Source organism: Rhodococcus sp. B50, from assembly GCF_013602415.1.
Taxonomy (GTDB): Bacteria; Actinomycetota; Actinomycetes; order Mycobacteriales; family Mycobacteriaceae; genus Rhodococcus.
Genome location: NZ_WPAG02000002.1, coordinates 4,005,203 through 4,026,623, shown reverse-complemented (window position 1 = coordinate 4,026,623; position 21,421 = coordinate 4,005,203). Strand labels below are relative to the sequence as shown.

The window sequence follows — 21,421 nt, the reverse complement described above, 5'->3', positions numbered from 1 at the left end:
GCTCCGTGTCGCCTCATCCTGCCCCGCTGCCGGCGGGGACGGGTGGCCTTTCACGACGTCGTCCGGTTTCCCGCCGCGCGTCGCCGCTCCTCCCGCAGTTCGGCATCGCGTTGGAGCATCCGGGCCGCCAGTTGCTCGAAATCGGCGGGAGCCGCAGGCAGATCGACCGCGCCGCCGGCACGGGAGGGGAGTGCGATCGTCGCGGTGGCGGGGCACGTGACCTCGCCGCGCTGGCTGGTGCCGCGCAGTTCGACGTCGACGAGACGACGCCCGCCCTCGGACCGCTTGCCGACGACCTCACCGGTGAAGGTGTGGGTGTCGCCGAGATAGTTGAATTTGCGCATCTGACTCGACATCGACTCGAGCCAGCCGTCGTCGCCCATCCAGTCGGTGAGGTAGTGGCTGAGCCAGCAATCGCGCATCATGCCGTAGTCGTAGGCGGCCGGCAGACCGATGGAGCGGGCGTAGCTGCTGTCCCAGTGGATCCGCTGGGCCACGTCGGGCACCCCTTGCTCGTTGGGGATGTAGAACGGCGCGATGCGCTGCCGGTTCTTGTAGGCGAGACGACTCGCGCACGGGGTGTACGGAGCGAAACCGTAGCCACCGGAATGGAAGACGACCATATCGGTGGTCGTCAGCGGACCCTTGGCCATCGTCCCGAGACTCTCACCGACCTCGACGTCCTCCCAGTAGCGGGTGTTCGCGCCGCGCACCTGCTCCTGCGCGTAGATCTCGTCGATCCTCGCGATATCGTCGGGGGTGTAGGAGGCCGGTTCGATCGAGTCGTACTTCTTGCGCTTCTTCGACTCGTGGCGCTCGGTGTGGATGGTGATGACCCGCTGGGTCTGGACCACCTCGGCGCGCTGGTTGAACTGCACCTGGAGTCCGGTGATGATGAGCGAACGCCCGGCGAACTCGGACTGCTTCTCCTCGACCTTCTCGGTGCCGTGGAAGCCGTACAGCGTGTCGCCGTCGAGGATCGGCCGGTACCAGTGGGTCGTGGTGCCGGAGACGAACACGTGGATCCCCCGGAACGAGGGGCGGCGCTGTTCGCGGGGTACGGGGTCGGCCAGCAGTTCCTTGCGGACGGCGATGTTGACCATCGGGGGTGTGATCTGGCCGCCCCAGCGGGTCACGGCACCGTGCTCCTCGTCGGTGAACAGCGGATTGTCGTCGCCGTAGCTGCGCGCGAAGTTCCGCATGATGTCGGGTGAGGCGCGCGTGTACTGCTCCCGCTGCGTCATGGCGTGGTAGACGCCGACGAGATCCCTCGCCCGCGCAATGTCTTCATCGCGGAAGGTGTAGATCTCCGAAGGCTTCTCGGTCTTCTCCGACGTGGTCATCGACTACCTCCGTATAGGGGACGACGCTCGACGCGAGCGGCCCGTATCACCCACAGTAGGGCAACCTAGTTATACATGTAAAGACTCTGCCGAACCTCACGTCCGGCCGGGCACTCCGTCACCGGCCAGACGCTCGACGACATGCCGGCGCACCAGCTTTCCCGTCTCCGTGCGCGGCAGTTCGTCCCAGTAGACGATGCGGTCGGGCGTCTTGGATCCACGCAGGGTCTCGCGCACGAACGAGCGCAGCTCCTCCGCATCGACCGACTCGTCGGGACGCAGTACCACCACGGCCTCGATGCGTTGTCCCCACTCGTCGTCGGGCACTCCCACGACCGCGGTGTCGGTGACGGCGGGATGACGCAGGATCACGTCCTCGATCTCGGCCGGCGCGATGTTCTCGGCGCCGCGGATGATGGTGTCGTCGCTGCGCCCACCGATGAACAAATAGCCGTCCTCGTCGACGAATCCGGTATCGCGGGTGTCGAAGAATCCGCGGTCGTCGACGAGTTTGCCGATTCCCGCGTACTCGGCCGAGACCTGTTGTCCACGAACCCAGATGCGTCCGGGCACACCAGCCTCGACTACGAGGTCGTCCGCATCGCGGATCTCGAGGTCGATGCCGGGGACGGGCCGGCCCACCGATCCGAGCCGGGCGCGGATCCGTTCGTCCGTGCTCGTCATCGCAGCCCGGTGGTCGTCGGGGCCGAGAACGGTGATCGTCGAGCTGGTCTCCGTGAGCCCGTAGGCGTTGACGAAGTCGACCTGCGGCCAGGTCACGAGGGCGCGTTCGACGACCCGACGGGGCATCGGCGCACCACCGCTCGCCAGGGAACGCAACGAGGGCACCGAGGTGTCGGCACCGGAATCGAGGATGCGCGCGAGCATCGTGGGGACGACGAGAGCGTTGGTGATGCCCTCCCCGCGGACGGTGTCGAGCCATTCGGTTGCGGTGAACTGCTCGAGCACCACCGTCCGACGACCGGCGTACAGATTCGTGAGGACATTGGCCACCGCGGCGATGTGATAGGGCGGCACGCTCACCAGGGCCGCATCGGTGTCCTCGGCCGACGCGAACTCGACGGACCCGAGCACGTACGACACCAGGTTGTGATGCTGCAGCAGAACACCTTTCGGCGCAGACGTGGTGCCGGAGGTGTAGATCACCACAGCGGGGGCGTCCGATTCGGGATCGTCGGCTTCCATGACCGCCGACCGTCCGAGCCGGTCCAGCCAGGCCGCGGGTGAGAACACACCCGGTGCGTCGCCGGCATCGTCCACGATCACCAGCGCGTCGGGATGATGGGACAGCAGCGCCTCACCCTGTTCTCTGCCGAGCCGGTAGTTGATCGGCACGAGCGGAACACCCGCGTACGCTGCAGCGAACAGGGCCACGGGGAAGGCGGGGCCGTTGACTGCGTGATAGACGAGGGAATCGGCGCCCGCCTCGCGGATCGAGGCGGCACCGGCGACGGCGAGGTCGCGCAGGCGCCGGGCGGAGATGCCGTCGTCGCGGCGCCCCACCACGATGCGGTCCTCGAGCCCGTCAGCAGCCATGTCGAGCAACATCGTGAGGTTCATGTAAGCCCCTGGTGCAGGTGTGATTCGGTGTAGGTGTGACACAGGGTCAGTCCGAGGCCGGCAGCGGTTTCGCCGTCTTCACCGACAGCGGAACGCCGTCGACGGCGAGAACGCCGGCACCGGGCGTGGTGCACAGCAGTTCCACCGTGCCCTCGGCGTCGGTGTACCTCTTCCCCAGCGCGGTCGGGCCGTGATGCGTGTCGTCGATCGCCGTGCCGTCGCCGGTCCCCTTCTTCCCCTGCACCATCTCGACGCCGCCGCAGGTGAGCGCGACCTCGTCGCCGGGGGCTCGGACGACGACCACGGCGGTGCCGTCGACGGCGCTGGCCCAGGATCGACCTACTTCGAGTTTCACGATTCCTCCGATCGAGCGGTACTGCGCTGTGGCTTCCCAAAGTAGCGTGCGTCACATAGTTTAGATAGTGCTACAAGTGAACCGATCCGTGTACGGCCGAGGAGACCTCCATGCCACTTCCACTCACCGACGATCACCGGGCCGTTGCAGATGCCGTCCGATCGTTCCTCGGCGGCCACGATGCCGGCAGTCTCGCCCGGCAGGTGACCGACGACCCGAGCGCCGATACCGGCACGCTGTGGAAGCAACTCGCCGATCTCGGATGGCTCGGCCTGCACCTTCCCGGAGAATTCGGAGGGTCGGACGCCGGCCTGCCCGAGGTGGCGGTCGTGGCCGAGGAACTCGGCCGACTCGTCGTCCCCGTCCCCTACCTCGCGAATGTCGCCGTCTCCGCCGCGCTCGACGCGAAGGGCGACGACGAAGTGCGTTCGACCTGGCTTCCGAAGTTCGCGGACGGTTCGGTGATCCCCGGGCTCGGCCTGGCCGGATCCCTGACGACGACCGGCGACACGGTGAGCGGTCACGCCGACCTTGTCGTGGGAGGCACGGGCGCCACGCTCCTCGCCCTCGTCGCGGGCGACGATCTCGTTCTCGTCGATCCGGACCACGCCTCCGTCTCCGTGGCGCCCACCGGAGAGTTCGACCCCACGTCGCAGGTCGCGAAGGCAGCACTCCGGGAGACTCCTCCGCTCGCCGTGGTGCCGGGCGCCGGCCGCCACGCGAGCCACGTCGCCCGCGCGCTCGCCGCTGCGGAGGCGTCCGGCGGAGCCCGCGCAACCCTGGAGGCCGCGCTGGCCTACGCGAAGGTGCGCGAGCAGTTCGGCCGGCCGATCGGTTCGTTCCAGGTGATCAAGCACCACCTCGCCGACATGCTCGCGACGAGCGAATTGGCGACCGGCGTGGCATGGGACGCCGCACGTGCCGGGGTCGACGGCGAGCAGGCGCGACTCGCACTCGACGTGGCACGGGTCATTGCGTTCGACTCGTACATCGCCAATGCCCAGAAGAGCATCCAGATCCACGGCGGCATCGGCTTCACGTGGGAACACGACTGCCATCTGTTCCTTCGTCGCGCCCACGCCCTGCGGATCCTGTTCGGCGAACCGACCACCGCGCTCGACTCGCTCACCGAATCGGGCACCTCGGGAGTGCGCCGCCACTACGCCGTCGACCTTCCTCCGGAGGCGGAGGAATACCGCGTCGCCGCACGCGACTTCGTCGCGAGGTACACCGCGACCCCCGAATCCGAGCGACGCGCACTGCTCGTCGACTCCGGCTACCTCATGCCGCACTGGCCGCCGCCGTTCGGTCGCGGGGCGTCGCCGGTCGAACAGCTGGTGATCGACGAGGAGTTCACCGACGTCGAACCGCACGGTCTCGGTATCGGTGCGTGGATCCTGCTCACCCTCACCCAGCACGGCACACCGGAACAGATCGGACGGTGGATCCGCCCCGGTCTGCTCGGTGATCAGGTCTGGTGCCAGCTGTTCTCCGAACCCGGTGCCGGCTCCGACGCGGCGGCCGTGTCGACGCGCGGGGTGAAGGTCGACGGTGGATGGCGCGTCACCGGCCAGAAGGTGTGGACGTCGAATGCGCAGAACTCGACGCGCGGTCTCGCGACCATCCGCACCAACCGCGACGTGCCGAAGCACAAGGGCATCACCACCATGGTCATCGACCTCACCGCACCCGGCGTGACCGTCCGTCCGCTCCGCGAGATCAGCGGCGACTCCGCCTTCAACGAGGTGTTCTTCGAGGACGTCTTCGTCCCGGACGAGGACGTGGTCGGCGCCGTCGACAACGGGTGGACGGTGGCCCGCGCGACGCTCGGGAACGAACGCGTCTCGATCGGCGGCGGCAAGACCGACGAGACCTACTCCGCCTACGCGCTGCTCGATCTCGCCGCGAAGCACGCGCCCGGCGACGTCTCCGTCACGCGCCGGATCGCGTCGCTGATCGCTCGCGAGCAGGCCTTCTCGATCCTCAACCTACGGCAGGTCGTACGGGCGGTCGCCGGTGGCGATTTCGGTCCGGAGGGCAGCGTCACGAAGATGCTCATCGCCGAACACACCCATCACGTAGGCGAACTCGCGATGCAGATCGCCGGTCCCGCAGCGCTCCTCGGCGACGAGCCGGTGTGGACCCACTACTACCTGCTCGGCCGGGCGATGACCATCGCCGGCGGCACCTCGGAGATCAACCGCAACGTCATCGCCGAACGGCTGCTGGGCCTACCTCGCGAGCACATCGCGAACTAGATTGCCGAAAGCAGCGGACCCGGCATCCTGTGCCGAGTCCGCTGCTTCGTCCGTCACCCCGTCGACCTGCCCGCTCAGGTCGATCGCGCCAGCACCTCTCCCACCGCGCGGTCCCGAAGCACCTCGGGGCGGGCGATTCGCGCCTCGTCGGCGACCGCTCGACGGAGCAACAAGTGAGCAGGATGCTCCCATGTGAAGCCGGTACCGCCGTGGATCTGGATACAGCCCTCGGCATTGGACACCGCGGCCCGCAACGCCGCCGCGGTCGCCAGGTGCACCGCCGCGGCCTCCTCGGGTTCCTGGGGAGCACGGTCGGCGGCCGCCAGCACCAGTCCCCGCGCACCTTCGGCCGCGACCAGCATATCGGCGCAGCGGTGCGAGATCGCCTGGTACGAACCGATGGGCCGGCCGAACTGCTCACGCTGCCCCGCCCAGTCCACCGCCATCGCCAAGGCTCTGTTCGCGACACCCACCGCGTCGGCGGCGATGAGCAGTTCCGCGACGCGGAAGGACGATTCGAGTGCGGCGTCGGCATCGACCCCCGACACGAGCACGGTCGCGGCGACGTCCTCGAACGAGACGATCCCCACCGTCCCGGTCGGATCGAGCGATGTCTGCACGGTGACAGATACGTCGGCCCGGTCGAGAGTGAGCAGGACGTGCTCGCCTGTCGCATCGTCCGTCGCGAGGACGACGAGCACCTCGGCCACGGGCGCACCCGCGACCCGCTCCACGTGACCGGTCAGCCCTCCGTCGCGTAGGACGGGGAGGTCGGCAGTGTCCCACCCGCGATCTCCGACGGGCACGACGAACGCTGCCGGCGAACCACTCACGACCCGTCGCGCGTCCTCCTCGGCGCCGGCCGCGACGAGCACCTCCAACGCGATCGCGGTCGGGACGAGGGCGACCGGCCCGAGATGGAAGGCCACTTCTTCCACCGCCGCACACAACATGCGCAGCGACCGGCCGTCGCCGCCGAGATGCTCGGGCGACGACAGGCCGGGGAGGCCGAATTCCACCAGCGTGGACCACAGTCCGGTGTCGTGTTCGCCCGCCGAGTCGACGCGCTCGAGCAGCGAGACGGTATCGACGCGGGCGGACAGGATGTCGCGCAGAGCCTCCCGCAGATTCGCCTCGTCCTCCGGCGGGGGTGTAAGGGGACGCCCCGGCACCACGGCCGGCGCACGGGTGCCCTCACCTCTGTGCGAAGGCAGACCGAGAACGTTCTCGGCGATCGTATTGCGTTGTATCTCCGAGGTTCCGGCACCGATGGTCGCAGCACGGGACATGAGGTATCCGTACGTCCAGCGCCCCTTCTCGACAACCCCTTCCGAGCGGGTACCGAGGACGGCGGCCGAACCGGTCAGGCGCAGCGCGAGCCGGTGCATGCGCTGTTCGAACTCGGCCTTCACCAACCGGTTGATCGACGCCACCCCACCCGGATCACGCCCGGCGAGAACGGCATCGAGGGCGCGGGCACTGTTTGCAGCGATCTCGCGCACACCCGTCTCGACGGTGGCGAGTTCCTGGCGGATCACCGGATCGTGCGCATATCCACGGCCGCCGGCCAAGCGGAAGACCTTGTCGACGGTCGAGCGGTACCGGAACTCGTCGGCGAGGAAGGCGGTCGCACGCTCGTGGCCGAGCGAGGTCCGCATGATCGACCAGCCCTGCCCCTCTTCCCCCACCCGGTTCTCGACCCGCACTTCGACGTCGTCGAAGAAGACCTGAGCGAAATGGTGGCCGCCCGCCGCGTCGCGCAGGGGTCGCACCTCGATACCGGGCGAGTTCATCGGGATGAGCAGGTAGGTGATGCCCGATGTGCCCCGCCCGGGTGGGCCGGTGCGCACGAGGGTGAAGATCCAGTCGGCGTGATCGGCCATCGTCGTCCAGATCTTGCTGCCCGTCACCCGGTAGACATCGCCGTCGCGAACGGCACGGGTGGACAGCGACGCAAGATCGCTGCCGGCGCCGGGCTCGGAGAAACCTTGGCACCAGAACTCTTCCGCGCGCAGCAACGGCTCGAGGAAACGCTTCTTCTGTTCGGCGGTGCCGTGGACGATGATCGTCGGCGCGACGATGAACGACAGTGGGCACGGATGCTTGGGCGCACCGGCTTCGGTGATGGCGCGGTAGTAGTCGAGTTGATCCTCGAGCGGCAATGCCATGCCACCGACCTCTGCGGGCCAGCCCGGCGCCGCCAGGGAACGGTCGACGAGTTCGGACTGCCACGCGATCGCGGCCTCGAACCGCGCGCGGGACGTCTCGGGACGGGGGCGTCGCCGGAAGTCGTCGAGCAGAGCGGACAGTCGGGGACGCCAGTCGCTGCGAGCGTCGGACTCGAGCGTCACCGTGGGCTTGCCTTCTTCCACGTCACCTCCCGGGTGATGGTGCTGTAAGTGCCGGAAACCGACTGTTGCTCAGTCGGACTGCGTGCGGCGCTTCGCGTAGCGGGCACCGATGTCCGCGCCGTCCGCTCGGTAGGTCGCCGCCGCTTCGGATTCGAGGGCGAGGGCGTGCGCGAGCGACGTGCCGGCGCCCTCCTTGAGCAACCGGAGCATCCGCCGGATCGCCCCGGGATAACCTCCGGCAATGCGTTGCGCGACGGCCACGCTGCGGTCCAGGAGTTCGTCGTGTGGGACGACCTCGTTCGCGAGGCCGATGCGCGCGGCGGTCGCGCCGTCGATCGGCTCCCCGGACAGGATGAACTGGATCGCGGCGGGCAGACCGATCATCCGCGGCAGCATGGCACTGCCGCCCCAACCGTTGAGCAGACCGATCTGCGCGTGGGTATCGGCGAACTCGGCGCGTTCGGACGCGATGATGAACGAACAGTTCACGGCGAGTTCGTAACCGCCCGTGTAGCAGGGTCCGTTGACCGCCGCGACGACCGGTTTCGAGATGCCGCGGAGCACGTGGGTGGGGGTGGGCCCTTCCGCGGCGGGAGGCGGACCCGACAACGCCTCGGGCAGATCCACACCCGCGCAGAAGGACGTCCCTGCGCCTGTAAGGACGACGACGTTCACCTCGTCGTCGGCATCGGCGCGCCATAGTTCCTTCTTCAGCGCCTTCCGCATGGCGCGGTTGATCGCGTTGCGGCGGTCGGGACGATTGAGGGTGAGGATCGTGACGGCACCGTCGCGCTCGACGAGCACCGGCGTGTCGTCCTCCCGCACGTCTTCGGCGGTCTCGGCCTGTCGTGTCATCGATTTCTCCTCACGGGACGGGAACGGAGTCGACGACGATGTCAGCGGTCAGGGAGCGCAGTCTCGCTTCGGCTTCGGCAGCGATCCGCTGCACCAGCTCACCGGCCGGCGGGATGTCGCGGATGAGCCCCTGCGACTGCCCCACCGTCCAGATGCCGGCCTCCGGATCACCGTCCTCGTAGACGGTGCGCCCCCGCGATCCGGCGACGAGATCCTTGACGTCCTTGAACCGCCCGCCCTTGCCGAGGATGTCCACGACCTCCTCGCTCACCGAGTTCCGCGCGGTCCGCATGGTGTTGCGCAGTTGCCGGAAGATGAGCTGGGTGTCGAGTTCGCTCGCGCCGACGATCTGCTGCTTGATGCGTTCGTGGATGGGGCTCTCCTGCGTGCACATGAAGCGGGTGCCCATGTTGATGCCGTCGGCGCCGAGGGTGAGAGCGGCGGCGAGTCCGCGACCGTCGGCGAAGCCGCCCGACGCGATGAACGGGATGTCGAGGGCGTCGGCGCAGGCGGGGATCAGGACGAGCCCGGGTACGTCGTCCTCGCCGGGATGACCTGCCGCCTCGAAACCGTCGATGCTCACCGCGTCGGCGCCGATCCGCTGGGCCTTGAGGGCGTGCCGCACACTCGTGCACTTGTGAATGATCTTGATGCCGTGCTCTTTCAGATGCTCGACATGCCTGGTCGGGTCGGAGCCGGCGGTCTCGACGATCGTCACGCCGGAGTCGATGATCGCCTGCCGGTACTCGGCGTAGGGAGGCTGGTTGATCGACAGCGTGAGGGTGAGGTTGACGCCGAACGGCTTGTCGGTCAGCGCGCGGCACCGCTCGATCTCCGTGACCAGGTCCTCCGGGGTGGGCTGGGTCAGCGCGGTGATGATCCCGAGTCCGCCGCCTTCGGAGACCGCTGCCGCGAGTTCGGCGCGGCCGACCCACATCATGCCGCCCTGGACGATCGGGTGCTCGATCCCGAATTCAGCCGTGAACCGCGTGTTCAGCATGGATGCTCCTGTCCGAGGCCAGCCGGGCAATACATAGGTAACATAGTTGACTATGTAAGCATCAGCAATAGTCGTCGGCTCGTCGCCTCACCCCGCAGCGACCGGTTACCTGTGAGTACGATGAGGCAGGAACTTTCACCAAGTAGTCGAAGTGATCTCGGAGCAGGAGGCCGTTCCCGTGACCGACGAAGTGTTGGCGCCCGGATTCGACGCGCGTTCGGGAGTCGGATTCGACACTCGCGCGGGCGGTGGCCGGGCCATCCGCACCCCCAAGACCGCAGAACTCGTCGCCCGGAAGCTCCGCCGGATGATCGTCGACGGGGAGCTGAAGGACGGCGACCACCTGCCCCATGAGGCCTCGCTCATGGAGCACTTCTCGGTGAGCCGGCCGACGCTGCGCGAAGCGGTCCGCGTCCTCGAGGCCGAACGGCTCGTCGAGGTGCGACGCGGGTCGCGCTCGGGCGCGCGGATCTGTGTCCCTGGCCCCGAGGTAGTGGCGCGACCGGCGTCCCTGCTGCTCGAACTCGCCGGTGCCACCGTCGCGGACGTCTACGTCGCCCGTGAGGCCGTCGAGCCCGCCGCCGCGCGACTGCTCGCGGAGAACGGCAGCGAAGAGGCCTTCGACGAACTCGAACGCCTGGTGGACGAGACCATCCCGTCGTCCTTCGCCGACGGCACCTTCGGCCAGGCCGCGGCGATGTTCCACCTGAGGATGGTTCAGCTCGCCGGCAACGCGTCGCTATCGCTCATCGCGGGCATGCTGCACGAGATCTACGAGCGGCACACCATGAACGTCACGCGCGAAAGCATGCAGCGCGACGCGGAGAAGTACGAGGACCACTACAAGGTGTTCGTCCGCTCGCAGCGCAAGCTCATCCGTCTGCTGCGTGCCCGCGACGGCGAGGGCGCTTTCACGCACTGGCAGAAGCACATGGCGGCCGCGCGCGAACTCGTCGTCGGTGGCCGCGAGGACGTCGAGGTGCGCGACATCCTCGACTGACCGGATTTGTTGCCGGCGTTCAGTTCCCGACCTGCATGGCGACGGCCCGCACCGGTGCGCCGTCGATCCCGGCGAACGGGATCGGCAACAGCGAGACGAGCGGATCCGGGAAGTCGACCGCCTCGAGGTTGCGCAGGTTCTCGCAGATGACCGCCCCCGCGTCGGCGAGTACGTGGTGCGCCGCGAGCGTCTCGTCCCCGGTGGGATCCACGCTCGGCGCGTCGATCCCGATCGTGCGGACGCCGCGGTCGAGCAACCACCGGCAGGCGTCGACGCTCAGGGCCGGATGCTCGAAATAGCGATCGGTACCGAAATGCTGCGACCAACCGGTGAGGACGAGCGCGATGTCGCCGGAACCGATCGCGGGCTCACCCCACATGTCGGCGGTGACGAGCGAACCGGCATCGACGCGGGCGCGCACGTCGAGCACCACACCGCGTCCCACGAAGGTATCCGGTGGCACCGCGTCGATCGCGGCACCACCGCTGCGTACGTGCCGGGGCGCGTCGACGTGGGTGCCCGTCTGCGATCCCATGTCGATGCGCATCAGGTCGAATCCGTCGGCCTCGACGGTGGCGTGCGGGATGAATATCGGTGCCGGATCCCCGGGATAGACCTGGATGTCCGGGGAGACGACGTGGGTCAGATCGACGATCCGCCGCACGCGCATGACATCGCTCCTGTTCGTGTCATCCGAAATCGACCTGCCGGTGCGCGTTCGCGAGGGCGGTCACCACGCCGGTGCCGAACGCGCCGAGACGGTCGAACAGCACCGCGGTACCGACCGCGATGCCCTCGCTGCTGATGTGGTTGTCGGCCTCGATACCGACCTCGGGCCCCTCCGGCAGGCGGGACAGCGCCAAGGTGACATCGGAATTGATGTAGCCGACACCCTTGTCCGACCAGTTGGTCACGAAGGACGTTCCCTCGCCGACGGTCGCGGTGTTGACGAACGGCGACAGTTCCTCGCCGACGATGATCGACAGCTGCCGCGACCACAGTCGCTTCCGGTCGGAGTTCTGGTGCTCCGAACGCACCCGCGTCCATCCAGGCCCGTCACTGCCGTACCACGACGAGACCTGGAGCGGCCCAGGCTGGGTCTCGAGGGAACCGGGAGGAGGCGTCGGGGACTCACCGCGCGTCCACACCGATCCGGGCGGCGGCGCCGACGTGCGCAGGAAGGTCAGCGTCGCGCGCGCCGAGACCTCACCGCCCTGCATCAGGTTCGCGTCGGCGACGCGGATGCGATTGCCGTCGCGCACGCGGGTCGTGGTGAAGGTGATCGGCTCGTTACGGACCGGCCTGAAGAGATCGAGCGTGAACCGGGACGGGACGAAACCCTCGACGGCATGGTGGATCTCGAGCTCGCGTGCAACCAGACCGCTCACACACGGCCCGTTGAGCATCGTGTCCGACCACGGGCTGGTCGCGTACTTCGTCGGCAGGTAGACACCGTCGTCCTCGGTGAAATAACCGCGGTTCTTACGCTCGTGCATTCGGGAATTCTCCCAGCACCGGCCGCGGCACGCTCATCGGGATGCCCCAAGATGGGATCGTGCACGTACACGAACCCGATGTTCCGGCCGCCCGTACCCGCCTGATCGTCGACGTCGACACCGGTATCGACGACGCCCTCGCCCTGCTCTATCTCGTCGCGAGCCCGGAGGCCGAGATCGTCGCCGCCCTGTGCACGGCGGGGAACGTGCCGGTGGACCAGGTCACCGCCAACACCCTGTCCTGGCTCGAGGTGTGCGGCCGGCCCGACATCGAAGTGGCTGCCGGATCGCAGGTTCCGTTGGTCGCGCCGCTGATGACCACGGAGGACACACACGGTCCGCAGGGAATCGGGTACGCGGAGCTTCCCGCGGCGTCGCGGTCACGGTCGTCGCGGTCGGCCGCGCAGGCTTGGGTCGATCTCACCCGCGAGCATCCGGGAGAGCTCACCGGGCTCGTCACCGGTCCGCTCACCAACCTCGCCCTCGCCCTGCGCATCGATCCCGAACTGCCGTCGCGGTTGCGTCGCCTCGTGATCATGGGTGGGTGTTTCCACCATCCGGGTAATACGACGCCGACCTCGGAATGGAACGTCGCGGTGGACCCGGAGGCCGCCAAAGTCGTGTTCGACGCGTTCTCGATCGTTCCTCCCGACAGGCGGCCGGTCGTGTGCCCGCTCGACGTCACGGAGTCGATCGAGATGCATCCCGAGCATGTCGCGCGGATCGGGGACGTGGTCGGTGTGCCCCGATCCGGGGAGCTCTCACCGGACGCTCCGCGCGGTACGCGGTCGTCGGCCGATGTGCCTCTCATCCGCTACATCTCCGATGCGTTGCGGTTCTACATGGAATTCCATCGGGACCAGGGACTCGGCTTCCTCGCACACGTGCACGACCCGTTCGCCGCAGCGGTCGCGCTCGGCACGGTTCCGTACACCTCCCGCCCCGCAACGGTCGACGTCGAACTCGACGGCCGGCTGACCCGTGGCACCACGGTCGCCGACCGGTCCGGTATGTGGCAGAGGACGCCGAACGCGGATATCGTGGCGGGCACCCGTCCGGCCGAGTTCTTCGATCATTTCGTCGAGCGGGTGGGATCGTACATTCGCGACTTGAACCTACCCCCGAGTAAGAACTAGCGTCGACAGCGCACAGTTCGGGGACAAGGAGATAAACGTGGCACAGAAAGTGCGCGTCCAATATTTCGACGATATCGACGGCCAACCGATCATGGAGGGTCTGGCACAGTCGTTCCGCATCACGGTCGACGACGACGAGTACGAGATCGATCTTCGACCGGCGAACGCCGACAAGTTCCTGGCGGTACTCCGCCCGTGGCTTCACGAGACGGCGCCTGCTCAGCACGCCTCGACCACACACACGATCACGCCGAAGAAGCCTGCGGCCAAGGCCCGTACCCGGACATCGGGTACTCACAAGGCGATCCCGCCCACCCGATCGCCGGAGCAACTCGCCGCGATCCGGCACTGGGCCCGCAACAAGGGTTACGACGTCAGCTCGCGCGGTCGCATCCCGCGGCACATCCTCGAGCGGTTCGAAGCCGCTCACTCCTGAGCATCACCACCGTCGCCTCCCGGGGCGGACGATCCTCACCGACGACCGGCGCTGTCTCGTCACGCGACGAGATGGTGCCGGTCGTCGCGTCGGATGGTCACCGCAGCGACGATCACGCCCACGACCACGCCGATGACGGTGTCGGCGACCCGGTTGACGGCGAGGCCCGGACCCGCGTGCTGCCCGAGACCCGTAAGCAGCAACGCCATCGTCGTCACCCCGACCGAGGCGAGGCCGTAGTTCCGGGTCACCGTGAGTTCGGTGAGCGTCTGGAACAACACGGCGGCTGCGGCCACCGGCCAGTAGCCCAGGTCGAGCGCCAGCAGCCCGGCGGCGATCACCGCGCCGCCCACGTTTCCGAGCAGACGTTGAATAGCGCGCTGGACGGTGTTTCGGTAGTTCAGACCTTGCAGTGCCGCCATCGCGCCCATCGCAGCCCACAACGGATGGTCGAGCCCGATCAGTGCGGCGAACGACGCGGCGAGCAACGACGCGACGAAGATCCGGGCCGCTCCGATCAGCACGAGACGGTCGAGCAGACGACCGCATCCTTCGCGGACGAAGCCGGGCGGCGTCGGCAGCACCGCCCGCCCCTCGGCATCGACGCGTGGAATCTCGATGTCGCGCCGCGCTTTCCGAAGCTCCGCCTCGAACCGGGCGAAGTCGTCGCGGCGTGCGCGGGAGGTGTCGTGCGACCCGCTGTCGAGCACCGTGTCGGCCGCGTCGAGCAGAGCGACCAGTTCATGGACATGGACGTCCGGACGCCGCGGGGCATTCAGCGCGACGGTCTCGCGTGCCTTCCGGATACTCTGTCGCGCTGCGGGAACGGCGTCCGCACCGCGGGTTTCGACGGCGGAAACCGCCGCGAGGGCGCGCGCGACCGCGAGACGAGCCGGCGTATGGGGATGGGAGAGCGCGGGCAGCATCGCCACGACGTAGCCGAGCAGCGCACCGATCGCCGCCGCGGCGGCGATCAGGCCCGCATCTCCCCATCCGTCGGAGAAACCGGCGGCGCCGGCGGCCGCGAAGATGAGGATCACCGGGCCGGGGCCCATGAGGGAGAAGGCCGTGAACACCCAGTAGGCGACGGCCGAGCCCAGGGAGAGCACGACGATCTGCACCCACAGCGGAGCACCCATCGCACCCAGCGCAGCGCCGAACGCGGTGTAACCGACGATGCCGAGACCGACCCACGGAAGTCGTACCGCGAGACGCGGATACGGCTCGTATCGCAGGAAGGCACTGGTGAGTGCACCGAGGGCGGCGAAGCCGGCCACCTGTCCGTAACCGAGCAGACCGCCGCCGACGAGGGCGAGCATCGTCGCGAACCCCACACGGAGCGCGACGGCCACGGTCGGATCGCCGCGCCGCACCTCGAGGGCGTCCTTCCACGCGGTCGCCGACAGTGAATGCGCGAGCGCTCCGTGGGCGTGACGGAGCTGGGAGCGGTCTTCGAGTCGGCGGGCAAGCATTCACCCACGATATTACTTTACTGGTGAAATATCTATGAAATTGTTTGGCTTCTACAGTTAGACTTGCCACATGCCCTCCGAGACACCCCAGCCCGATTACGTCGATCGCGTACGTCTCGGATGGACAGCCCGGTACCCGGACCTCGACGTCCGTCCCATCGACGTGATCGGGCGCATCACCCGAATCGGGTCGCTCGCGCTCACCTACTTCGATCGAGAACTCGAGGCGAGCGGCATCAGCCGCAGCGAATTCGAGGTACTCAGCGCACTCGCCCGCAGCGACCATCCGTTGCGGGCCAGCGAGGTCACCTCCATCACGGGCATCTCCGGTGCGTCGACAACGAAGCACACCGAGCGACTCGCCACACTCGGTCTCGTCGAACGCAAACGACTCGAGCGCGACGGCCGCGTGGTGCTGCTCACCCTCACCGACGACGGGCGCGCACTCGTCGAGAAGGAATTCCCACGGCGCCTGGCGCGCGAGCGGCAGATGCTCGACGGACTCGACGACGACGAAGTGCAGGTCCTGTCCGACCTGCTGCGCAAGGTCGTCCGCAACGTCGAGAACCACTACCCGGCCTGATCCGGAGGATCAGGGCATCTCTTGCGTCTCGGCCCGTTCGATCTCGCTCACGGCGTGGCGCAGATACGCCTCGGGAGACACGCGACGTGCGGCGACGAGATCGGTGACGACGAGCAGGCCCGCGGCCAGATACTGCTCGGGACGGATCTTCGGGCGTTCGGCGTCGGGATCGGACACGCCGAGTGCACCCGTGAGCACGGCGACTACGGCCTCGGGTTCGAGCGACGGCAACCATCGCAGCCCGGAGCGGACGGAGCGTTCGAGCACGGCCTGCACGTCCTCACCGGCCAGACCGTCGGGATGCAGTTCCTCGAGCAACTCCCGGACCATGCCCGCATGCACGGCAGTGACCTGCTCGTAGGGTAGGTCGGCCAGCACCGCGACCGCCTCGTCGAAGGATTCGGCCGACTCGCTGCGGGCAGCAGCGAGCGCATCGGCGGTGGCCGTCGCGATCTCCCGCGGCGTCCTCGGCCAGTGGTCGGGCCACACAGTGATCTCCTGTCCTTCCTCCGGACGCCCGGTCACAGGCGTTGCTGCAACGCGAGCGCGTCGTGCGGTGCCCAGCCTTTCATGTCGTTGTCGAAATACACGTAGACGTCCCTGCCGTCATCCAGCCATCCGCGGATCCGCTCGGCCCACACGTCGAGGACCTCGGCGGTGTACCCGCTCGCGTACAACTCTTTGTCGCCGTGCATCCGTACGTAGACGAAATCGCTCGTGACGTCGGTGAGAAAGGGGAACTTTCCGGCCGTGTCGGCGACGACGAGCCCGATGTCGTGCGTGCGCAGCAACTCCACGGCCTCCGGGCTTGCAAGGTCGGGATGCCGCACCTCGACGGCGTGACGCAACGGACGCTCGGCGTCCACCTCCACCCACGCCCGGTCGTCGGCGAGCTTGTCGGTGTGCCGGCGGGCGAGTTCGCCGGCGGCCGTCGTCGTGCGGGGCAACCGGGCGAAGAAGTCCGCGAGCCTGTCCTCCTCGTAACCGAGGGTCGGCGGGAGCTGCCACAGCACCGGTCCGAGTTTCGGGCCGAGCGCGAGCACACCGGAGGCGAAGAAATTGGCGAGGGCGTCGTCGACACCCGCGAGCCGCTTCATGTGGGTGACGAACCGCCCGCCCTTGACGGCGTAGACGAAGTCGTCGGGTGCGGCGTCCCGCCACGCGAGATAACTGCTCGGGCGCTGCAGCGAGTAGAACGAGCCGTTGATTTCGATCGATCCGAACCGCTGGGCGGCGTATTCGAGCTCCCGGCGCTGGACGAGTCCTTCCGGGTAGAAGTCTCCGCGCCAGCCCGGATAGCGCCATCCCGATATCCCGATCCTCGCCGCGGCCACGTTTCCGAGCGTAACCTCGGCTTCGATTCGGCACGCGCAGCACCACAACCGCGCTTATCCTCTGGGCTACAAGATCACATCACACGCCAGGAGCCGTCATGTCCACGAGCTCGGTTTCTTCCAACGATCCGTTCCGATCACTGCTGAAGCAGATCTGGTGGGTGGTGCTGCTGCGCGGCATCCTCGCCGTCCTCTTCGGTGTCGTCGCACTCGTCTGGCCCGGCATCACCGTCTGGGCTCTGGTGGTCGTCTTCGCGGCCTACGCGATCATCGACGGCATCGTGCTGGTCGTCCAGTCGGTCCGAGACAAGCCCGAGGGCTGGGGCTGGTGGCTCGCCATGGGTGTCGTCTCCGTCCTCGCCGGTCTCGTCGCGCTGTTCTGGCCCGGCATCACCGCACTGGCACTGCTGTACGTGATCGCGTTCTACGCCATTCTGTTCGGCATCACCGGCATCGTCGGCGGTATCCGATTCCGGAAGGTCCCCGAGTCCGGATGGGTGTGGTCGGTGCTCGCAGGCGTCGTCGCCGTCCTGTTCGGCATCGTGCTGCTGATCTTCCCCGGCGAGGGCATCCTGAGCCTGATCGTCCTGCTCGGCATCTACGCGATCCTGTTCGGCGTGTTGCTCATCATCCTGGCGTTCCAGGCACGCAGCGCGGCGAAGAAGGCCGGCATCCTCTGACCACCGACCTTCTCCCCGATCCATCTCAGGCGTTGCGCAGACGTCCCCAGGCGTGCCAGCGGTCGATCTCGATCCATGCGTTCACGCGCTTGCCGTCCCGCGCGTGGTACGCCTTGCCCGTGTAGTGGCGAGCAATCCGGTCGATGTCCTCCAGGGACGGATCGTCGACGAGTTCGACGACCCGTCCCTGGATGCTGACGTGCGTGATCCAGTCCTGCGGATCCATCGCCGACAAGCTCACCCGCGGATCGTTCCGCAGGTATTCGAGGCGCTTGCGGCCGGAGTCCATGTTGACGAGGATGCGGTCGTTCTCGAAGACGTACCAGGTCGGAACGGAGACGGGCTGACCGTCCGGGCGCAGGGAACTGATCGTGGCGTAGTTGGGCTGGGCGAGGAATTCGGCGACGGCCTCGGGCATGGGTCGTTTCGGCACGGCACTCCCTTTCGATGACGGATGCGGTCTTTCGTATCGAGACTAGGCCTCGATTACCGGCGAAACCGTCCGCGACGACGTGAGGAGGACCGACCATGGAGGTCGACATCCCCCGAAAAGGAGACGATCATGCCGCGATATCTCTGGCAGGTGAACTACACCGCGGACGGTGCCCGCGGTCTGCTCACGGACGGTGGCACGTCCCGGCGCGACGCCATCGTCCGGATGGTCGAAAGCGTGGGCGGGACGGTCGATTCGGTGCACTTCGCGCTCGGTGGTCACGATCTGTACGTGCTCGGCGAGGTGCCCGACGAGATCGCGGCCGCGACACTCGAACTCCGCACCATCGCATCCGGCGCCGCGCGCTCCACGCCGATCGCCTTGCTCACCCCCGAACAGGTCGACGAGGCCGCGCGCCGCGACGCGAGTTACCGGACGCCGGGGAGCTCGGGCAGCTGACCGCTCGTCTCCCACGACGAGCTGCTGGGTATCGTCTGCTCATCCTGTTGCTTTCTCGAAGAAAGTGAATTCGTGATGAGTGTGCGCCCGGCCCAGCGCAGCGACCGCCGCCCGGCCCGGATCCACCCGGCATGGTGGGTCGCCGCGGTGGCCTTCCTCGCGTTGTTCGGCGCCGCCGGCTTCCGGGCGGCACCCGGCGCGCTCATGGTGCCGCTGCACGACGAGTTCGGCTGGTCGACGAGCGTCATGTCGCTCGCGGTGAGCATCAACCTCGTCCTGTTCGGGCTCGTCGCACCGTTCGCCGCCGCTCTGATGGACCGGTTCGGCATGCGACGGGTCATCTCGTCGGCGCTGTTCCTGGTGGCCCTCGGCGCCGGCGGCAGTATCGCCATGACCGCCTCGTGGCAGTTGCTCGTCTTCTGGGGACTGCTCATCGGTACCGGCACAGGGTCGATGGCCCTGGTCCTGGCGGCGACCATCGCCGACCGGTGGTTCGTCGAACGGCGCGGCCTGGTGATGGGCATCCTCACGGCCGGCTCCGCGACCGGTCAGCTGGTGATCCTCCCTCCCGTGGCCGCGCTCGCGGAGAACGTCGGGTGGCGACAGGCTTCCCTCGTGATCGCCGCGGCGGCGCTCGTCGTCGTCCCGCTGGTGTGGGCGGTGATCCGCGACCACCCCGACGAGCGCGGTGTCCTGCCCTACGGGGCCGACCCCGAGACCTACGTCGCGCCGGCGCGAGCGACCGGTGGTGCTGTCACCCGCGCTCTCGAAGGGCTGGCCTTCGCGGTGCGTCACCGGGCGTTCTGGGCGCTGGCGATCGCCTTCGCCATCTGCGGAGCCACCACCAACGGACTCGTCGGCATCCACTTCATCCCGTCGGCCCACGACCACGGCATGCCCACGACCACCGCGGCGAGCCTGATGGCCGCCGTGGGAATCTTCGACATCGTCGGCACCATTGCCTCCGGATGGCTGACCGACAAGTTCGATCCCCGCAAGCTGCTGGCGTTCTACTACACGTTCCGCGGCGTGGGTCTGCTCCTGCTGCCCTGGTTACTGCAGGAGTCCGTGCATCCCAGCATGATCCTGTTCGTCGTGGTCTACGGCCTGGACTGGGTCGCCACCGTGCCGCCGACCGCGATGCTGTGCCGCCGGATCTTCGGCGACCGCGGAACGATCGTGTTCGGCTGGGTGTTCGCCTCCCATCAGATCGGTGCCGCGGCGGCCGCTTTCGGTGCCGGGGTCATCCGCGACAACCTCGGCACCTACACCTACGCATGGTGGGCCGGAGCGTCCCTGTGCGCGGTCGCCGCCTCGCTGTCGATCCTCACGAGGGGTCGCGTCGCCACGGAATGTCGCAATTGAACGAATCGACTGTTTCCGGCGGCGCGGAGCTGTCACACTTTCGGCATGCTGATCGGACGAAAGGCTCCGGCGCTGATCTGCGCCGTCGGAATCCTGTGCGCCTGTTCACCATCGGGTGACGATCCGGCCGCCCAGGCCCAGCCGGCGAACAGCGCCGAGGCCGACGCGATCGTGCGGCTCGTCGACGAGGCCATGGCCGACCGGCACTTGCGCGCCGTCCTCGTGCGGGTCTCGGAGGGCGGTGAAGAGATCGTCACCCGTGCGTTCGGGGAGTCGATGACCGGTGTGCCGGCGACCACCGACATGCACTTCCGCAACGGCGCCGTCGCCATCTCGTACGTCGCGACGGTGCTGCTGCAACTCGTCGACGAGGGCGTGGTGGGCCTCGACGACAGGGTGTCGCAGTGGTTGCCCGATCTCGCGCACGCCGAGCGTGTCACCCTCGGCCAGCTGGCGCAGATGACCTCGGGCTACCCGGATTACGTCCTCGGCAACGACGAGTTCGCCGATGCGAACTACGCGGATCCGTTCCGCGCGTGGACTCCGGACGAACTCCTCGAGTACGTGACGTCAACATCCTTGCTCTACGATCCCGGCACCAACTGGAACTACGCCCACACCAACTATGTGATCCTCGGCCTGGCGCTCGAGGAGATCACCGGCCGGCCGATGGACGAACTCGTTCGGGAACGGGTGCTCGAACCCCTGGGACTGGACGGCACCACGGCATCGCAGACGGCCGCGATGCCCGACCCGGTGCTGCACGCCTTCTCCTCCGAACGGCGCGAGTTCCTGGGTGTTCCGGCGGGCACCCCCTTCTATGAGGAGAGCACCTTCTGGAACCCGTCGTGGACCATCACCGAGGGAGGCGTGCAGACCAGCACCATCTTCGACCTGCACGACACCGCCGTGGCGATCGGCACCGGCGAACTGCTCTCGGAGAAGTCGTACGAGGCAATGGTCTCGACCGATCTACGCGGTCGTACCCACGCGCAACCGGACTGCCCGACCTGCTTCGAACAGTCGGAGGCGTACACCTACGGACTCGGTGTGGTGATCACCGGCGACTGGCTGATTCAGAATCCGATGTTCGGTGGTTACTCCGCCGTCGAGGCGTATCTGCCCGAACGGGAGGTGGCGATCGCGGTCGCAGTGACCTACGAGCCGGAGGCCTTCGACGACACCGGTGGATACGTGAACGAGGCCGATGCCCTGTTCCGCAGGATCGCGGCGGAGGTCGCCCCCGATCACGCACCGCCCACGCGCGAGCGCCCGGCCGGGTAA

21 protein-coding genes are annotated in these 21,421 nt (G+C 67.9%); 9 read left to right on the top strand and 12 right to left on the bottom strand.

Annotated features, from left to right (window positions below; genetic code table 11):
• Positions 1-50: 50 nt before the first annotated feature.
• The 3 genes from GON09_RS18985 to GON09_RS18975 form a co-directional block, all read right to left on the bottom strand.
• Positions 51-1,343 (bottom strand): FAS1-like dehydratase domain-containing protein, encoded by a 1,293-nt coding sequence (locus GON09_RS18985; protein WP_213933155.1) that lies wholly within the window; start codon positions 1,341-1,343, stop codon positions 51-53.
• Positions 1,344-1,439: 96 nt separating this feature from the next.
• On the bottom strand, positions 1,440-2,924 hold the full coding sequence (locus GON09_RS18980; RefSeq protein WP_213933154.1) for a class I adenylate-forming enzyme family protein: 1,485 nt from the start codon (positions 2,922-2,924) through the stop codon (positions 1,440-1,442).
• Between the two features lie 46 nt (positions 2,925-2,970).
• On the bottom strand, positions 2,971-3,279 hold the full coding sequence (locus GON09_RS18975; RefSeq protein ID WP_213933153.1) for a hypothetical protein: 309 nt from the start codon (positions 3,277-3,279) through the stop codon (positions 2,971-2,973).
• 110 nt (positions 3,280-3,389) lie between these two features.
• Between GON09_RS18975 and GON09_RS18970 the strand changes: the two genes are divergently transcribed.
• On the top strand, positions 3,390-5,537 hold the full coding sequence (locus GON09_RS18970) for an acyl-CoA dehydrogenase (RefSeq protein ID WP_213933152.1): 2,148 nt from the start codon (positions 3,390-3,392) through the stop codon (positions 5,535-5,537).
• A gap of 74 nt (positions 5,538-5,611) precedes the next feature.
• On the opposite strand, the gene GON09_RS18965 is transcribed toward GON09_RS18970, so the two are convergent.
• From GON09_RS18965 to GON09_RS18955, 3 genes are read right to left on the bottom strand one after another with little or no spacing between them, the layout of a single operon-like run.
• The gene (locus tag GON09_RS18965; RefSeq protein WP_213933151.1) at positions 5,612-7,909 is read right to left on the bottom strand and encodes an acyl-CoA dehydrogenase family protein; all 2,298 of its coding nucleotides are present in this window, start codon (positions 7,907-7,909) and stop codon (positions 5,612-5,614) included.
• 48 nt (positions 7,910-7,957) lie between these two features.
• Entirely contained in the window at positions 7,958-8,743 is a 786-nt protein-coding gene (locus GON09_RS18960; protein WP_213933150.1) for an enoyl-CoA hydratase-related protein, read from the bottom strand.
• 10 nt (positions 8,744-8,753) lie between these two features.
• On the bottom strand, positions 8,754-9,743 hold the full coding sequence (locus tag GON09_RS18955) for an NAD(P)H-dependent flavin oxidoreductase (protein WP_213933149.1): 990 nt from the start codon (positions 9,741-9,743) through the stop codon (positions 8,754-8,756).
• A gap of 178 nt (positions 9,744-9,921) precedes the next feature.
• On the opposite strand from GON09_RS18955, the gene GON09_RS18950 reads away from it, so the two are divergent.
• Positions 9,922-10,743, top strand: coding sequence for a FadR/GntR family transcriptional regulator (locus GON09_RS18950; RefSeq protein WP_307854412.1), 822 nt, complete (start codon positions 9,922-9,924; stop codon positions 10,741-10,743).
• Positions 10,744-10,762: 19 nt separating this feature from the next.
• On the opposite strand, the gene GON09_RS18945 is transcribed toward GON09_RS18950, so the two are convergent.
• The gene (locus GON09_RS18945; RefSeq protein WP_213933148.1) at positions 10,763-11,413 is read right to left on the bottom strand and encodes a cyclase family protein; all 651 of its coding nucleotides are present in this window, start codon (positions 11,411-11,413) and stop codon (positions 10,763-10,765) included.
• A gap of 19 nt (positions 11,414-11,432) precedes the next feature.
• A complete protein-coding gene (locus GON09_RS18940; RefSeq protein WP_213933147.1) occupies positions 11,433-12,239 on the bottom strand; it encodes an acyl-CoA thioesterase domain-containing protein in 807 nt (268 codons plus the stop codon).
• A gap of 41 nt (positions 12,240-12,280) precedes the next feature.
• Between GON09_RS18940 and GON09_RS18935 the strand changes: the two genes are divergently transcribed.
• Both GON09_RS18935 and GON09_RS18930 read left to right on the top strand, forming a co-directional pair.
• The gene (locus GON09_RS18935; RefSeq protein WP_244865561.1) at positions 12,281-13,375 is read left to right on the top strand and encodes a nucleoside hydrolase; all 1,095 of its coding nucleotides are present in this window, start codon (positions 12,281-12,283) and stop codon (positions 13,373-13,375) included.
• Positions 13,376-13,412: 37 nt separating this feature from the next.
• The gene (locus GON09_RS18930) at positions 13,413-13,811 is read left to right on the top strand and encodes a histone-like nucleoid-structuring protein Lsr2 (protein WP_213933146.1); all 399 of its coding nucleotides are present in this window, start codon (positions 13,413-13,415) and stop codon (positions 13,809-13,811) included.
• Positions 13,812-13,870: 59 nt separating this feature from the next.
• Here GON09_RS18930 and GON09_RS18925 read toward each other — a convergent pair whose 3' ends face one another.
• Positions 13,871-15,283, bottom strand: a complete 1,413-nt coding sequence (locus tag GON09_RS18925) for an FUSC family protein (RefSeq protein ID WP_213933145.1) — start codon at positions 15,281-15,283, stop codon at positions 13,871-13,873.
• A 70-nt stretch (positions 15,284-15,353) separates the two neighbouring features.
• On the opposite strand from GON09_RS18925, the gene GON09_RS18920 reads away from it, so the two are divergent.
• Positions 15,354-15,866: a MarR family winged helix-turn-helix transcriptional regulator gene (locus GON09_RS18920; RefSeq protein WP_213933144.1), complete on the top strand. Its 513-nt coding sequence runs from the start codon at positions 15,354-15,356 to the stop codon at positions 15,864-15,866.
• Between the two features lie 9 nt (positions 15,867-15,875).
• Here the strand turns inward: GON09_RS18920 and GON09_RS18915 are convergent, their stop codons facing one another.
• Both GON09_RS18915 and GON09_RS18910 read right to left on the bottom strand, forming a co-directional pair.
• Positions 15,876-16,391, bottom strand: a complete 516-nt coding sequence (locus tag GON09_RS18915; RefSeq protein ID WP_307854411.1) for a hypothetical protein — start codon at positions 16,389-16,391, stop codon at positions 15,876-15,878.
• Complete coding sequence (locus GON09_RS18910) at positions 16,388-17,200, bottom strand: DUF72 domain-containing protein (RefSeq protein ID WP_213933143.1); 813 nt, start codon at positions 17,198-17,200, stop codon at positions 16,388-16,390. Before GON09_RS18910 ends, GON09_RS18915 begins: the two co-directional genes overlap by 4 nt.
• Positions 17,201-17,298: 98 nt before the next feature.
• Between GON09_RS18910 and GON09_RS18905 the strand changes: the two genes are divergently transcribed.
• Positions 17,299-17,880, top strand: a complete 582-nt coding sequence (locus tag GON09_RS18905; RefSeq protein ID WP_213933142.1) for an HdeD family acid-resistance protein — start codon at positions 17,299-17,301, stop codon at positions 17,878-17,880.
• A gap of 25 nt (positions 17,881-17,905) precedes the next feature.
• Here GON09_RS18905 and GON09_RS18900 read toward each other — a convergent pair whose 3' ends face one another.
• Positions 17,906-18,313 (bottom strand): PPOX class F420-dependent oxidoreductase, encoded by a 408-nt coding sequence (locus tag GON09_RS18900; RefSeq protein ID WP_213933141.1) that lies wholly within the window; start codon positions 18,311-18,313, stop codon positions 17,906-17,908.
• Positions 18,314-18,442: 129 nt separating this feature from the next.
• On the opposite strand from GON09_RS18900, the gene GON09_RS18895 reads away from it, so the two are divergent.
• The 3 genes from GON09_RS18895 to GON09_RS18885 all read left to right on the top strand — a co-directional run bounded on the left by GON09_RS18895 (position 18,443) and on the right by GON09_RS18885 (position 21,421).
• Positions 18,443-18,772 carry a GYD domain-containing protein gene (locus tag GON09_RS18895; RefSeq protein ID WP_016692595.1) on the top strand — a complete coding sequence of 110 codons (330 nt, stop codon included), beginning with the start codon at positions 18,443-18,445 and terminating at the stop codon, positions 18,770-18,772.
• A 75-nt stretch (positions 18,773-18,847) separates the two neighbouring features.
• Entirely contained in the window at positions 18,848-20,137 is a 1,290-nt protein-coding gene (locus GON09_RS18890) for an MFS transporter (protein WP_213933140.1), read from the top strand.
• Positions 20,138-20,182: 45 nt separating this feature from the next.
• Positions 20,183-21,421, top strand: a complete 1,239-nt coding sequence (locus GON09_RS18885; RefSeq protein ID WP_213933139.1) for a serine hydrolase domain-containing protein — start codon at positions 20,183-20,185, stop codon at positions 21,419-21,421.